We start from the raw sequence: 14,425 nt of genomic DNA, 5'->3' as shown, positions 1-14,425 counted from the left end.
GAGGCCGTTTCGGCCCGGCCGTCCCGACGCGGCCGTCCCGGCCCTGTCGTTCGAGCCCCGTCTCCCGTCCCGGGAGGCGGGGCTTCGGCGTGGGTGGGCTACCAGGGCATCGCGATGCCGCCGTTGGGACGCAGGATCTGGCCGGTGACGAACCTGGCGGCGTCCGAGGCGAGGTAGGCGACCGCGTAGGAGATGTCGGTGGGCTCGCCGACGGTGCGCAACGGGGCCATCCGCGCCATCGGCGCGGCCACGGCGGCCTTGCGCTCCAAGTCCTCGTTGCCCTCCGCGTCGGTCCAGTGCCGGCCGGTCATCCCGGTGACGATCCAGCCCGGCGCGACCGCGTTGACCCGCACGCCGCTGGGGCCGACCTCGGTGGCCAGGGTCTTGGTCAACTGCACCACGGCGGCCTTGGCCGCGCCGTAGCACAGCAGGCCCGAGGTCGCGGTGTCCACGGCGCCGGAGGCCATGTTGACGATGCTGCCGAAGCCCTGCGCGGACATCACGCGCGCGGCGGCCCGGCAGCCGAAGAAGACGCCCTTGAAGTTGATCGCGAGCACCCGGTCGAGGTCGGCCTCCTCGGTCTCGATCACCGTGCTCGAATGCATCACCCCGGCGATGTTGGCGAGAACGTCGAGCCGGCCGTGCGCGGTGACCGCGTCGTTGATCAGCGCGTCCACCTGAGCCGCCTCGGAGGTGTCCACGGCGACGGCGGTCGCGGCGCCGCCCGCGGCCACGATCGCCTTCACGGTCTCCTGGGCGCCCGCTTCGTGGATGTCCGCGCAGATCACGGTCGCACCCAGATCGGCCAGCACCTCGGCGCTGGAGCGGCCGATGCCCGAGGCCGCGCCGGTGACGACGGCGACCCGGCCGGTCAGATCGAGGGCTTCACGAAACACGGTTGGCCTCCCGGCGCTAGGCGTGCACAGCGCGCCGACCGTACGAGCCATCTGACGAACAGTCAATAAAGGTGCGCGGCAAGGAGATCGGGGTCACCGCAGGCCCTCCTGCCGGTGGCACCAGCGGTGGGTGGAGCCGCCGACGGGGAAGACCCCGGCCGCCGCGAGCGCGTCGCACGGGTCGGTCCCGACCCGACCCGGACGCCGGGCCGACCCGGTCGCGCGAGCCGGCCGAGGCGGGCGCGCCGGGCCGGTCTCGGCCCGCGGGCGCGGGCGGGTGGTCCGCGGCGGATCCGAGTCCGCGTCAGGGTCGGTCGCGGACGTCCGGGCCTCGTCCGCGGTCTCGGTCTCGGTTTCGGAGTCGGCCGAGCCGCCCGCCATCGCGGTGATCGCCGGCGCGGGCTGTGCCGCCGACGTGGCGGCGACGGGGGCGGGGGCGGGCTCGGGCGCGGGCACCACCGGTGCGACGGGGGCCGCCGCCGGCGACAGCGCCGGTCGTGGCGTCGGGTCGGGCGCGGCCACCCTGGTGCAGCCGGCCGAGGCCAACAGCAGGACGGGCAACACCAGGGCGGGCACGATCCGGAAGGGGGTCATGCCCTGTACGACGAACCGCCCGGGCGTCGGTCACCGGGTGTACTCCCATCGAGTGACGGCTGGCAGCGCGGGCACCAGAACGTCACACGCGGCGGATCGCCCAGGTCGGCGCGCCGGATCAAGCTGCCGCAGCGCGCGCACGGGCGACCGGCGCGCCCGTATACCCAGTGCCGCCGACCCGGCCGGGTGTCGCCCGTGGTGATGTGACCGACCCGGTCGCGGTTGGCGTACAGGAGGCGGTGCGCCAGGGTCGCCCACGCGTGCGGATCGCCGGCCGCGGCGACCGGGGTCCAGGGGGCGACGCCGCGCAGGAAGCACAATTCCGCCCGATACACGTTGCCGATCCCGGCCAGGTTGCGCTGGTCCAGGAGCGCCTCGCCGATCGGCCGGTCCGGGCGGTCGGACAGACGGCGGGCGGCCTCGACAGGATCCCAGTCCGGGCCGAGCAGATCCGGCCCCAGGTGGCCGACCACGGTCGACTCGTCGGCGGTGCGCAGCAGTTCGACCACCGGCATCCGCATCCCGACGGCGGTCTGCGTCGCGTTGGCCAGCACCAGTCGGATCGCGTGCCAGGGGCGGGGGAGCGGGCGCGCGCCGGTGCGGTGGATCTCCCACGTGCCGTCCATCCGCAGATGGGTGTGCAGGGTGAGGTCGCCCTCGAACCGGGTCAGCAGATGTTTGCCGCGCGGCACCACCGCCAGTACCGAGCGCCCGGTCAGATCCACGGTCGCCAGCCTGGGCACGCGAAAGTCGGTCACGGTCAGCGGGCGGTCCACCAGGGCCGCACGCAGCCGCCGCGCCGCCTGATACACGCTGTCACCTTCGGGCATCCCACCATTGTCCCGGGTGCCCGTCGTCCCGGTGGCGGGGAGCGAGCCCGGGGCCGGCCCGCCGAGTCCCCCCGGACCCGTCGGTGCGGCCGAACCCCGGGGGTCGCGGCGCCACAGCCACAGCGGCACAGGGACCGACGTCGCGAGCGCGCGGCCAGGAACACGTTCGCGACGCCGGATCCGTGTACGTCCGACCGTGACGCGTGCAGGGTCGCCACGGGCGGATGGTGCCGGTCGACTCCGCCGGGATCACTCCCGGCGTCGCCTTCCGTGACCACGATCCTGCGCGACGTACATGACCGGGGTGTTTCGCGGATCGGGCGCTGGTGTAACGAAACGGTGTCATCCTCGCAGGCGCAGCCCCCTGGGGGTGGCGTGGAACCCGGCCGCCTCCAGGGCTTTGCCCAGCGAGGAGGTCAGCACCTCGGCGCCGTCGGCCTTCTCCACGGTCAACTTGCCCAGGGCACCGGCGCGCACCGCGGCGGCCAGCGCCTCGGCCGCCGGGCCGACCCGGTCCGGGTCGTCGGTCCAGGACAACAGTGTGCGTCCGCCGCGTTCGATGTACAGGATCGGCTCGCCGTCGAGCAGGATCACCAGCGCACCGGCCTTGCGGCCCGGCCGATGACCGCCCGCGCTCTCCCCGGGCCGGTCCGGCCAGGCCAGCGCGGCGCCGTACGGGTTGGCCGGGTCGGCGGCGGCCAGCACCACCGCGCCGGGCACCTCGTGCGGCTCCCGGCGCTCGCTCGCACCCTGCAACGCACGCAACCGATCCACCGCCCCGTCGGCGGCGAACTGGGCGGCACCCAGGCCCTCGACGAAGTAGCCCCGGCGGACCCGGCCGCCGTCCTCGAACACGCTCAGCACCTTGTAGGCCGCGGCGAAGCCGCCGGGGCTGCCCTCGGCGACCACCGCGCCGCGGGTGACCACGCCGTGCCGGTCCAGGAGCGTCTCGGCCAGCGCGTGTGCCCGCCGGGTCGGATCGGGCTCGGGCGCGGGGGCGAGCGACCAGCGACCGGCCACCGTCGGCGGCCCGCCGCGGCCGGGCGCCGGCGGCCGCCCCCGGCTCAGTCCCGCGTACCGCCCGCGCGGGGTCGCCCGGCGGGCCCGGTGTGCCGTCGAGCCGGACGTGCGCCCCGAGCCGAGCAGCGCGCGCAGCGGGGTGAGTGTGTCGCCGGTGACCCGCCCGGACCACACCAGGTCCCACAGCGCCTCGGCGATCGCCGCCTCGGACGCCGGCGCGGGCAGCTCCAGCCGCTCGATCAGCTGCCGGAAGAACAACGCGTAGCCGCCCGTCAGCGCGGTCAGGATCGCGGTGTGCAGCGTCGTCGTCTCCAGCGGCACCGGCGGCGGGAGCAGGTAGGGCGCGGCGTCCGCGAGGAAGAGCGAGAGCCAACCGTCCTTGCCGGGCAGCGCGCCGTGTCCGGTCCACACCACCTCGCCGGCCGCACACAGCTCGTCCAGCATCGCGGGGTGGTAGTCGACCACCCGCGAGGGCAGTACCAGCTTCTCCAACGCGGAAGCCGGCACGCTCGCGCCCTGGAGCTGCTCGATCACCCGGATCAGGCCGTCCGGACCGCGCACCCCGCTCGCGCCCACGCCCTGCCACACGGTCAGGAACCGGGCCAGCGCGACCGGCGGGACCGGTTCCACCTCGTGCCGCAGCGCCGCCAGCGAGCGCCGGCGCAACATCCGCAGCACCTCCGCGCCGCACCACTCCAGCCCGGAGCCGCCCGGGCGGAACTCGCCGGAGACCACCTGTCCGCCCGCGGCCAGCCGCTCCAGCGTGCCCGTGGTCACCGCGACGCCCAGGCCGAAGCGCGCGGCGGCCTCGCCCGCCCGGAACGGCCCGTGCGTGCGCGCGTGTCGGGCCAGCAGATCGCCGAGCGGGTCCTTGACCGGCTCGGTGAACGCCTCGGGCACGCCGACCGGCAGGGGAGTGCCCAGCGCGTCGCGCAGCCGGCCCGCGTCCTCGATGCCCGCCCAGCGCTCCTCGCCCGCGATCCGCACCCGGATCACCCGGCGGGAGTTCTCCAGGCCGGTCAGCCAACCGGTCTCGAACGCCTCCGTGGCGCGTGCCGCGACCTCGGCCGTGGTCAGCGGCCCGAGCAGCCGCAACAGGTCCGCGACCCCCTCGGCGTCGCGCACCCGGCGGTCCTCGGCGAGCCGCTGCAACTCCGCCTCGGTGCGCGCCAGTACCTCCGGGTCGAGCAGTTCGCGCAATTCGGCCTGGCCGAGCAGCTCGGCCAACAGCCGCGAGTCCAGCGCGAGCGCCGCCGCACGCCGTTCCGCGAGCGGCGAGTCGCCCTCGTACATGAACTGCGCGACATAGCCGAACAGCAGCGAGCGGGCGAACGGCGACGGCTCGGTCGTGGTGACCTCGACGATGCGCACCGCGCGGGTGGCGATGTCGCGCATCAGGCCGGTCAACCCGGGCACGTCGAACACGTCCTGCAGGCACTCGCGCATCGTCTCCAGGACGATCGGGAACGAGCCGTACTCACTGGCCACCGCGAGCAGTTGGGCCGAGCGTTGGCGCTGCTGCCACAGCGGGGTGCGGCGGCCCGGCATCCGGCGCGGCAACAGCAGCGCCCGGGCCGCGCACTCGCGGAAGCGGGACGCGAACAGCGCCGAGCCGCCCACCTCGGCGGTCACCAGCGGTTCCACCTCGGCTTCCTCGAACACCGCGAAGTCCGGCGGCAGCGCACCGGCCGCGAGGTCGTCGGGTGCCTCACCGAACGGCTGGTCACCGAAAGGCAGGCCCGAGTCCGGCAACCGCAACACGATCCCGTCGTCGCCGTGCATGGTCTGCACATCCAGACCGGTGCGCTCGCGCAGTCGGGCCGAGATGGCCAGTGCCCACGGCGCGTGCACCTGCGCGCCGAACGGCGAGTGCACCACCACCCGCCAGTCGCCCAGTTCGTCGCGGAATCGCTCGACCACGATGGTGCGGTCGTCCGGGATGTGGCCGCACGCCTCACGCTGCTCGCCCAGGTAGCCCAGCAGGTTGTCCACCGCCCACGGATCCAGACCCGCGGCGGACACCCGCTCCCGTGCCCGCTCCGCCGGCAGCGCGCCCACCTCGCGGACGAACGCGCCGAGCGCCCGGCCCAGTTCCACCGGCCGCCCCAGCGCGTCGCCGTGCCAGAACGGCAGCTTGCCGGGCACCCCGGGGGCGGGCGAGACGAGCACCTTGTCGTGGGTGATGTCCTCGATCCGCCACGACGAGGTGCCCAGCGTGAACACGTCGCCCACGCGCGATTCGTAGACCATCTCCTCGTCCAGCTCACCGACCCGCGACTTCGCGTCGCCGGCGACCAGGAACACGCCGAACAGGCCGCGGTCGGGGATGGTGCCGCCGGAGGTGACCGCGAGCCGCTGGGCGCCCGGGCGGGCGGAGAGCACGCCGGCGACCCGGTCCCACACGATTCGCGGACGCAGCTCGGCGAACGCGTCCGAGGGGTAGCGGCCGGCGAGCATGTCCAGGGTCGCCTCGTAGGCCGACGCGGGCAGGGCGGTGAACGGCGCGGCCCGGCGGATCAGCGCGAGCAGCGCGTCCACGTCGCGGTCCTCGATCGACACCATCGAGACGATCTGCTGGGCGAGCACGTCCAGCGGGTTGCGCGGCCCGCGCACCGACTCGATCGCGCCCTCGCGCATGCGCTCGGTGACCACCGCGGTCTGCACCAGGTCACCGCGGAACTTGGGGAAGATCACGCCTCGCGAGATCGCGCCCACCTGGTGCCCGGCCCGGCCCACCCGCTGCAGGCCGGAGGCCACCGAGGGTGGCGACTCGACCTGCACGACCAGATCCACCGCGCCCATGTCGATGCCCAGCTCCAGGCTGGAGGTGGCCACCACGGCGGGCAGGCGACCCGCCTTGAGGTCCTCCTCCACCTGGGCCCGCTGCTCCTTGGACACCGAGCCGTGGTGGGCGCGCGCGAGCAGCGCGGGCGCGCCCCGGTTGCTGCCCGCCTGGGCCATCATCTCGGCCGGTGACGAGTCCTTGGGCAGTTCCTCGCCGGTGGCCCGCTCGTAGGCGATCTCGTTCAACCGGCCGCACAGCCGCTCGGCCAGGCGCCGCGAGTTGGCGAACACGATGGTCGAGCGGTGGGCCTGGATCAGGTCGACGATGCGTTCCTCGACGTGCGGCCACACCGAGGTCTTGCGCTCGTTGCCGGCCTCGTCGAAGTCGCCGCTGCCGGAGCCGAGTTCGCCCATGTCCTCGACCGGGACCACGACCGAGAGCTCGAACGTCTTGGTGGCCGGCGGCTGGACCACGTGCACGTCGCCGGTCGAGCGCATCCAGCGGGCCACCTCCTCGACCGGGCGCACGGTCGCGGACAGGCCGATCCGGCGGGCGGGGCGCTCCAGGAGCTCGTCCAGCCGCTCCAGGCTCAGGGCCAGGTGCGCGCCGCGCTTGGTGCCGGCGACCGCGTGCACCTCGTCCACGATCACCGTGTCCACCCCGCGCAGCGCCTCGCGGGCCTGCGAGGTGAGGATCAGGAACAGCGACTCGGGCGTGGTGATCAGGATGTCCGGCGGCTTCGTGGCGAAGCGGCGTCGATCGGCCGCCGGGGTGTCGCCGGAGCGCACGCCCACGGTGACCTCCGGCTCGGGCAGGCCCAGGCGCACGGACGCCTGCCGGATGCCGGTGAGCGGGCTGCGCAGGTTGCGCTCGACGTCGACCGCGAGCGCCTTGAGCGGTGAGATGTACAACACCCGACAGCGCCGGCGCGGATCGGCCGGCACCGGTTCGGCGGCGAGCCGGTCCAGCGCGGACAAAAACGCGGCGAGCGTCTTGCCGGACCCCGTGGGCGCGACCACCAGCGCGTCCTTGCCCTCGGCGATGGCCCGCCAGGCGCCCTCCTGGGCCCGGGTCGGCGCGTGGAAGGCGCCGGTGAACCACTCCCGGGTGGCGAGGGAGAAGCCGGCCAGAACCGAAGCGGGGTCGTCGTGTGGCATAACTCCCCATGGTGCCGCGTGGCTCCGACATTCGGGTCGGGCGACGAGCGGGCGACCGGGGGAGCCGGCGCTACCGGGATACTGGTCGCATGGGACTCACCGACTTCTGGCGACGCATGCGCGCCCACTTCGGCGACTCGTACGCCGAGTCCTTCGCCCGCGACCACGTGATGTCCGAGCTGGGCGGGCGCACCGTGCACGAGGCGTTGGCCGCGGGCATCGAGGCCAAGGACGTCTGGCGCGGCGTGTGCGCCTCGATGGACGTGCCGGCGACCAAGCGGGCCTGACCCGACCGACCCCGCGACCCGACCGACCCCGCGACCGGGCCGGCACCCGGGCACGGCGCCGACGTGCCCAAATGGACATAGCGTGACGCTCTAGTCTCTTCCTGTCATTCGACATGCATCGCGACACCGTGGTGCGGGAGAGCACAGGGAGCCCATGTGACCACACCGGACACGCCCGCCGCGCGGGTGGCCTCGCGCGATCGCATGCCGTCGTGGTTGCCGCGGGCCGTGTTCACGATCCTGGCGATGATCGCGGGCTTTCGCCTGCTCGGCTGGACGCTGGCCCACCTGCGCTCGCTGCTGATCGACCTGCTGCTGGCGTTCTTCCTCGCGCTGGCCTTCGAACCGGCCGTGGACCGGTTGGCCAGGCGCGGGATGCGGCGCGGGGCGGCCACCGGCCTCGCGTTCCTGGTGGTCTTCCTGGCCTGCGCGGGCTTCCTGGCCGTGGTGGGCTCGCTGCTGGTGGACCAGGTGGTCGCGTTCGCACACCACCTGCCCGACTACCTCGACAACCTGGTCGCGTGGATCAATCGCACGTTCGGTACCGATCTGACCGTGGAAAAGATCCAGGGCAACGTCTTCAAGGACTCCGGCACCGTCCAGGGCTACGCCGAGCGGGTCGCGAACAACGCGCTGGGCCTGTCCGCCACGATCGTGGCGGGTCTGTTCGAGTTGTTCACCATCGCGCTGTTCACCTTCTACTTCACCGCCGAGGGCCCGCGGATGCGCCGCGCGGTGTGCTCGCTGCTGCCGCCGGAGCGGCAGGCCGAGGTGCTGCGCGGGTGGGAGATCGCGATCGACAAGACCGGCGGCTATCTGTACTCGCGCGCCGCGCTGGCGCTGATCTCGGCCTTCGCGCACTACGTCGCCTTCCTGGTGCTCGACCTGCCGTACGCGGTCCCGCTCGCGCTGTGGGTCGGGCTGATCTCGCAGTTCGTGCCGACCGTGGGCACCTACATCGCGATCGTGCTGCCCGCGCTGATCGCGCTGACGGTGAACCCGTTGACCGCGGTGTGGGTGGTGCTGTTCGCCACCGCCTACCAGCAGTTCGAGAACTACCTGCTGCATCCGCGGATCACCGCGCGCACGGTGGAGATCCATCCGGCGGTCGCGTTCGGCGCGGTGATCGCCGGCGCCGCGCTGCTGGGCGCGGTGGGCGCGCTGATCGCGATCCCGATCGCGGCCACCGGGCAGGCATTCGTGGGCAGCTATCTGCACCGCTACGAGATCCCGGAGCACCGCCTGACGCCGGACGAGACCCGGGCCGCGCGCGGCCCGGGTCCGCTCACCCGGATGTGGCGACGCGCCCGGGACGGGCGGCGCCGCGCGGATCCTCAGGACCAGAAGCGGAACAGCCGGTAGCCGTCGCTCGCCAGGAACGGCGACACGTCCAGCGCGTCGGTGATGTGGTCGATCACGTCGTAGAACCAGCCGTTGACCGAAGGCGACCACAGCAGCGCGAACAGGAACAGGATCGCGTAGGGCGCGTACGGCGCGATCGCCCGGCGGAAGTCGTAGGGCAGCCAGGGCTCGATCACCCCGTAGCCGTCCAGGCCGGGCACCGGCAGCAGGTTGAGCACCGCCGCGATCACCTGGAGCTGGATCAGGAACGAGAACGCGGCGGTGAAGGTCGGACTCGCGCCGTCCACCGCCCCGGAGGACAGCAGCAGCGCGAGGGCGATCGCCAGCACCGCGTTGGTCAGCGGTCCGACCGCCGAGACCAGGCTGTTGCGGACCCGGCCGCGGATCGCCGAGCGGTCCAGATAGACCGCGCCGCCGCTGAGCGGGATGCCGCCGAGCAGCACGAAGATGGTCGGCAGGATGAAGGACAGCAGCGGATCGCTGTACTTGAGCGGATCCAGGGTCAGGTAGCCCTTGCCCACCACGCTCTCGTCACCCGAGCGCAGCGCGGCGAACGCGTGCGCGAACTCGTGCAGGCACAGCGACACCAACCAGCCCGACATCACCAGCAGGAAGACCCCGGTACGGGTGGCCGACTCCGAGGTGCCGTCGTCGTGCCACGTGTACCAGGTCGAGGCGGCGCAGACCGCGACGATCGCGAGGAAGATCGGACTCGGCCGCACGTGGCGCAGCGAGCCGGCCGCGGGGCGGCGACCGTAGTCTCCGTAGGGGTGCGACACGAACTGCTCCAGGTGCGGGAAAGGGCCGTACGGCCGTTCGATCGTACGGCCCTTCGGGGCACTCAGTGGAACGTGTGCTCCGGACCCGGGTAGACCCCGCCGACCACTTCGCCCGCGAACGCCTTCGCCGCGTCGCCGAGGGCGGCACGCAGGTCGACGTACTGCTTGACGAACTTGGCCGTGTGGCCGGTGGTCATGCCCGCCATGTCGGTCCACACCAGCACCTGGGCGTCACACCGCACGCCCGCGCCGATGCCGACGGTGGGTATCTCCAGCAGGTCGGTCACCCGTGCGGCCAACTCCTCGGGCACACACTCCAGGACCACCGCGAACGCGCCCGCGGCCTGCATCGTCTTGGCGTCCGCGATCAACTGCTCGGCGCTCTCCGCGTCCCGGCCCTGCACCCGGTAGCCACCGAAGGCGTGCACCGACTGCGGGGTGAGGCCGAGGTGGGCCATCACCGGCACACCCGCGGCGACCAGCGCCTCGACCTGACGCGCGGAGCGTTGTCCGCCCTCCAGCTTGACCGCGCCGGCGCCGGCCTCCTTGAGCAGCCGCACACCGCTGCGCAGGGCCTGCTCGGGAGATTCCTGATACGAGCCGAACGGAAGGTCGGCCACGACCAGCGCACGCTTGGTGCCGCGCACGACCGCGCCGGTGAGCATCACCAACTGGTCCAGGGTGACCGGCACGGTGTTCTCGTAGCCGAGATGGTTGTTGCCGGCCGAGTCGCCGACCAGGAGCACCGGGATGCCCGCGTCGTCGAACACGGAGGCGATCATCGCGTCGTACGCGGTGAGCATCGGCCAGCGCTCGCCCGCTCGCTTCGCGCGGGCCAGGTCGCGCACGGTGACCCGGCGCCCGGTGCCCTCGCCGCCGTACAGGGTCAGCCCCGGACCCTCGGCGGAAGCGGAAGCGGCAGTGGACGGCGCGGAGTTGTTGCTGGTCATGGTGTTCTCCCGACTCGAGGCGCTCGGACGGCGTCCCCGGACAACGCCATGGTGACACGCGCCGTAACAGGACAACAGGGGAGCCGAGCGCCGGATTCCGAGCGATCACCAGGGCCGGCATTTGCCGAGGCTTTGCAATACGAGACGGTCTCGTTTCGTAAAGTGGCCCTAGCCTGTGAGGCAACCCATACAAGTCCCACGTGTCCGATGAATCGAGCCACACCCGTGACTTCAGCGAACCTTCCCCCCGCGCGCACGGTCGACGAGCACATACATCGCCGTCGCTGGGCCATCCTCGGCGTCCTGGTGATCAGCCTGTTGGTCGTCGTCCTCGACAACTCGATCCTCAACGTCGCGATCAAGACGATCGCCGACCCGGAGAAGGGCCTGGGCGCCACCCAGAGCGAACTCCAGTGGGCGATCAACTCCTACACCCTGGTGTTCGCCGGCCTGCTGTTCACCGCCGGCATCCTGGGTGACCGCTTCGGCCGCAAGCGCACCCTGCTGTTCGGCATGGTGATCTTCGGCCTCGCGTCGCTGCTCTCCGCCTACTCGCAAAACCCCGGGCAACTGATCGCCGCCCGCGCGGTGATGGGCTTCGGCGGCGCGTTCGTGATGCCGGCCACGCTGTCCATCATCAGCAATGTGTTCGAGCCGCAGGAGCGGCCCAAGGCGATCGGCATCTGGTCCGGCGCGGTCGGTCTGGCGATCGCGATCGGCCCGATCACCGGTGGCGTGCTGCTCGACCACTTCTGGTGGGGCTCGGTCTTCCTGATCAACGTCCCGATCGTGCTGGTCGGCATCGTCGCGATGCTGCTCCTGGTGCCGGACTCGCGCGATCCCAAGCCCGGCCGGCTCGACCCGATCGGGGTGGCGTTGTCCATCGCGGGTCTGGTCTCGCTGGTCTACGGCATCATCCGCGGCGGCGACGCCGGCTGGGGCAGCGTCGAGGTGCTCGGCACCATCGTGCTCGGCCTGCTGATCCTCGGCTTCTTCGTGTGGTTCGAAAAGCGCAGCGATCACCCGGCCCTGGACGTCAAGTTCTTCCGCGACCCGGCCTTCTCCGCCGCGGCCGGCGCGATCGGCCTGGTGTTCTTCGCTCTCATGGGCGTGACCTTCTTCATGGCCTTCTACCTGCAGAGCGTGCGCGGCTACACCCCGCTGCAGACCGGTCTGCTGCTGCTCCCGCTGGCGATCGCGCAGCTGATGTTCTCGGCGCGCAGCTCGGTGATGGTCAAGCGGTTCGGCGTGCGCGCGGTCACCACCGGCGGCATGCTCGTGGTCGGCCTGAGCTTCCTGTCCTTCCTGTGGATGGATCGCACCTCGCCGATCTGGATCCTGTGCGTGGTGTTCTTCTTCCAGGGCGCGGGCATGGCCCACGTGATGCCACCGGCCACCAACTCGATCATGTCCTCGCTGCCGCGCGAGAAGGCCGGCGCCGGCTCCGCGGTCAGCAACACGGTGCGTCAGGTCGGCGGCGCGCTCGGCGTGGCGATCCTGGGCTCGGTGTTGTCCTCGGTCTACCGGGACCGGATCTCCGACGACCTGGACAAGCTCCCGCCGAACGTGCCCAAGGGCCCGGCCGGCGACTCGGTCGAGGCCACGCTCGCGGTGGCCGGTCGACTCGGCGACAAGGGCGCGGCGCTCGTGGACCCGGCCAAGGACGGTTTCATCGAGGCCATGCACGCGGCCTCCATCGGATCCGCCGTCGTGGGTCTGATCGGTGCGGTCGTGGTGTTCCTGTGGATGCCGCGCCGCGAGGCCGGGCAGACTGCCCCCGAAGCGGATCGAGTCGAAACGTCCGCAGAGGAACAGCGCTCCGCGAAGGTCTGACATGCAGCCAGCGACATCCGCATCAGCGGCCGAATCCCCGGTCGATCCCCTGATCACCACCCCGGCCGAATCCTCGGTCGACCCGAAGGCCGACCCCGGCGCGGCGGACAAGCCGCGCCGGGGCCGGCCGCGCAGCGAGGAAGCCGAACGGGCGATCCTGCACGCGACGCTGCGCCTGCTCGACGAGCACCGCAGCATCGCCGCCATCTCCGTCGAGGCGGTGGCCCAGGAGGCGGGGGTGGGCAAGGCCACCATCTATCGCCGCTGGCCCGGCAAGGAGGCGTTGATCGTCGCGGCGGTGGAGGCCGCCGAGGCGATACCGGCGGTGCTCAAGGGCCGGTCGTTGCGCGAGGACCTGGTGCTGGTCCTGGAGCACATGCGCCTGCAGGCCGTCGACAAGCGCGGCGACGGACTGATGGGGATGCTCACGGGCGAGATGCGCAGCCATCCCGAGCTGTACCGGCGTTATCACGAGGTGGTGGTGGAGAAGCGTCGGGCGATCCTGCGCGGCCTGTTGCAGCGCGGGGTGGATTCCGGCGAGCTGCGGGCCGACCTGCCGATGGAGGTCCTGATGGACCTGGTCACGGGGCCCATACTGGTGCGCAAGCTCGTACGGGAGAACGCAAGCCTGGAGCCGGAGCTGCCGGGGCAGATCGCGGACGCGCTGCTCGGCGGGATTCGCGCTCGCTCCTGAGCCCATAGGGAACCTATCGGCCGCTTTCCGGCGTCCGTTTCGACGTAGGCGACGTTTTGTTCGTACGTTGACGCGGACACAGTCGGGACTCGAACCTGGGACTTCAGGAGGCAGCATGACGTGGCCCACCACGACGGACACCGGAGCCGAGCCGCAACCGGCCGGCGACGGGAGTCCGCGGCGCGGGTCACGATGGTCGTGGCAGCGGATCCGGGAGGACGCCGTCCGCATCTGGCGCACCCCGCCGTGGCGTCGCGGCCGGATCATCGCGGTGTTCGCGGTGCTGGCCGCCCTCCCGCTCGCGTTCCATCGACTGGTGCCCAACACGCCGGGCAACTGGGGCAGCTTCGTGGAGACCTTCCTGCCCTGGGCGGGTTTGGTCGTCCCGGTGCTGCTGGTCTGCGCGGCGATCCGTCGCTCGTGGACCGCGGTCGCCGCGACCATGCTGCCGATCCTGGTGTGGGTGACCATGTTCGGCGGCTTCTTCATGCCCGGTCGCGGCGGGGGCCCGCACGACCTGCGGGTGGTCAGCCACAACGTGAACGCGGGCAACCCGGACCCGGCCCGCACCGCCCGCTCGCTGCTGGGCGCGAACGCGGACGTGATCGCGCTGGAGGAACTGCCCGAGGGCGCCTGGAAGCTGTACAACACGGTGCTCAAGGACCGGTACCCGAACGTGCAGCACGAAGGCACGGTCGCGGTGTGGACCACGGCCGACTTCCCGATGAGCAAGGCCGAGGCGGTCGACGTCGGGATGGGCTTCACCCGTGCTCTGCGCACGATGATCAAGACGCCCAAGGGCGACGTCGCGTTCTACGCCGTGCACCTGGCGTCGGTGCGGTTCGGCCCGAGCGGCTTCACGGTCGGCGAGCGCAACCACACGATCGGCCGACTGGCCCAGGCGCTCGCGGTCGAGACGGCGCCGCACGTGGTGCTGGCCGGTGACCTGAACGGGACCACCGACGACCGCGCGCTGCGGCCGGTCACCCGCTACCTGCGGGACGCGCAGGACGCGGCGGGCACCGGGATGGGCTTCACCTGGCCCGAGTCGTTCCCGATGGCCGCGATCGACCACATCATGTACCGCGGGATGGCCGCCGCGGACGCCGAGGTGCTGGGCAGCACGCCCAGCGATCACATGCCGGTCCTGGCGGACCTGCGACTGAGCTGAGCCGACGCGCGAAGGGCCCGACCGTCGGTCGGGCCCTTTCGTGTGTCCGGTGTGGGTCCGCCCGCCC

The 14,425-nt window shown here is 72.4% G+C and carries 11 protein-coding genes; 5 read left to right on the top strand and 6 right to left on the bottom strand.

Annotated elements, in window-relative coordinates; all coding sequences use genetic code 11:
• Positions 1 to 98 precede the first annotated feature (98 nt).
• The 4 genes from A3IC_RS0126310 to A3IC_RS0126295 form a co-directional block, all read right to left on the bottom strand.
• Positions 99 to 896 carry an SDR family NAD(P)-dependent oxidoreductase gene (locus A3IC_RS0126310; protein WP_020553055.1) on the bottom strand — a complete coding sequence of 266 codons (798 nt, stop codon included), beginning with the start codon at positions 894 to 896 and terminating at the stop codon, positions 99 to 101.
• 93 nt (positions 897 to 989) lie between these two features.
• Positions 990 to 1,490 (bottom strand): hypothetical protein, encoded by a 501-nt coding sequence (locus A3IC_RS56685; RefSeq protein ID WP_026218760.1) that lies wholly within the window; start codon positions 1,488 to 1,490, stop codon positions 990 to 992.
• Positions 1,487 to 2,320 carry an Fpg/Nei family DNA glycosylase gene (locus tag A3IC_RS56680; protein ID WP_020553054.1) on the bottom strand — a complete coding sequence of 278 codons (834 nt, stop codon included), beginning with the start codon at positions 2,318 to 2,320 and terminating at the stop codon, positions 1,487 to 1,489. Before A3IC_RS56680 ends, A3IC_RS56685 begins: the two co-directional genes overlap by 4 nt.
• A 342-nt stretch (positions 2,321 to 2,662) precedes the next feature.
• A complete protein-coding gene (locus A3IC_RS0126295) occupies positions 2,663 to 7,282 on the bottom strand; it encodes an ATP-dependent helicase (protein ID WP_020553053.1) in 4,620 nt (1,539 codons plus the stop codon).
• Between the two features lie 89 nt (positions 7,283 to 7,371).
• On the opposite strand from A3IC_RS0126295, the gene A3IC_RS0126290 reads away from it, so the two are divergent.
• Positions 7,372 to 7,569 carry a DUF3046 domain-containing protein gene (locus A3IC_RS0126290; RefSeq protein WP_020553052.1) on the top strand — a complete coding sequence of 66 codons (198 nt, stop codon included), beginning with the start codon at positions 7,372 to 7,374 and terminating at the stop codon, positions 7,567 to 7,569.
• 156 nt (positions 7,570 to 7,725) lie between these two features.
• Positions 7,726 to 8,931, top strand: coding sequence for an AI-2E family transporter (locus A3IC_RS0126285; RefSeq protein ID WP_020553051.1), 1,206 nt, complete (start codon positions 7,726 to 7,728; stop codon positions 8,929 to 8,931).
• Here A3IC_RS0126285 and A3IC_RS0126280 read toward each other — a convergent pair.
• Entirely contained in the window at positions 8,904 to 9,710 is an 807-nt protein-coding gene (locus A3IC_RS0126280; protein WP_020553050.1) for a site-2 protease family protein, read from the bottom strand. The two genes, A3IC_RS0126285 and A3IC_RS0126280, sit on opposite strands and share 28 nt — an antisense overlap.
• Positions 9,711 to 9,772: 62 nt before the next feature.
• The gene (gene panB / locus A3IC_RS0126275) at positions 9,773 to 10,660 is read right to left on the bottom strand and encodes a 3-methyl-2-oxobutanoate hydroxymethyltransferase (RefSeq protein ID WP_020553049.1); all 888 of its coding nucleotides are present in this window, start codon (positions 10,658 to 10,660) and stop codon (positions 9,773 to 9,775) included.
• Positions 10,661 to 10,867: 207 nt separating this feature from the next.
• Between panB and A3IC_RS0126270 the strand changes: the two genes are divergently transcribed.
• The 3 genes from A3IC_RS0126270 (at position 10,868) to A3IC_RS0126260 (ending at position 14,358) form a co-directional block, all read left to right on the top strand.
• Positions 10,868 to 12,493 carry an MFS transporter gene (locus A3IC_RS0126270; RefSeq protein ID WP_052173795.1) on the top strand — a complete coding sequence of 542 codons (1,626 nt, stop codon included), beginning with the start codon at positions 10,868 to 10,870 and terminating at the stop codon, positions 12,491 to 12,493.
• A 1-nt stretch (position 12,494) separates the two neighbouring features.
• The gene (locus tag A3IC_RS56675; RefSeq protein WP_020553047.1) at positions 12,495 to 13,187 is read left to right on the top strand and encodes a TetR/AcrR family transcriptional regulator; all 693 of its coding nucleotides are present in this window, start codon (positions 12,495 to 12,497) and stop codon (positions 13,185 to 13,187) included.
• 115 nt (positions 13,188 to 13,302) lie between these two features.
• Positions 13,303 to 14,358: an endonuclease/exonuclease/phosphatase family protein gene (locus A3IC_RS0126260; RefSeq protein ID WP_020553046.1), complete on the top strand. Its 1,056-nt coding sequence runs from the start codon at positions 13,303 to 13,305 to the stop codon at positions 14,356 to 14,358.
• The last annotated feature ends 67 nt before the right edge of the window (positions 14,359 to 14,425 follow it).

The sequence above is a fragment of the Embleya scabrispora DSM 41855 genome, assembly GCF_000372745.1.
Classification (GTDB): Bacteria; Actinomycetota; Actinomycetes; order Streptomycetales; family Streptomycetaceae; genus Embleya; species Embleya scabrispora.
The sequence above is the reverse complement of the archived record's forward strand: the minus strand, read 5'-3'. Positions and strand labels throughout refer to the sequence as shown.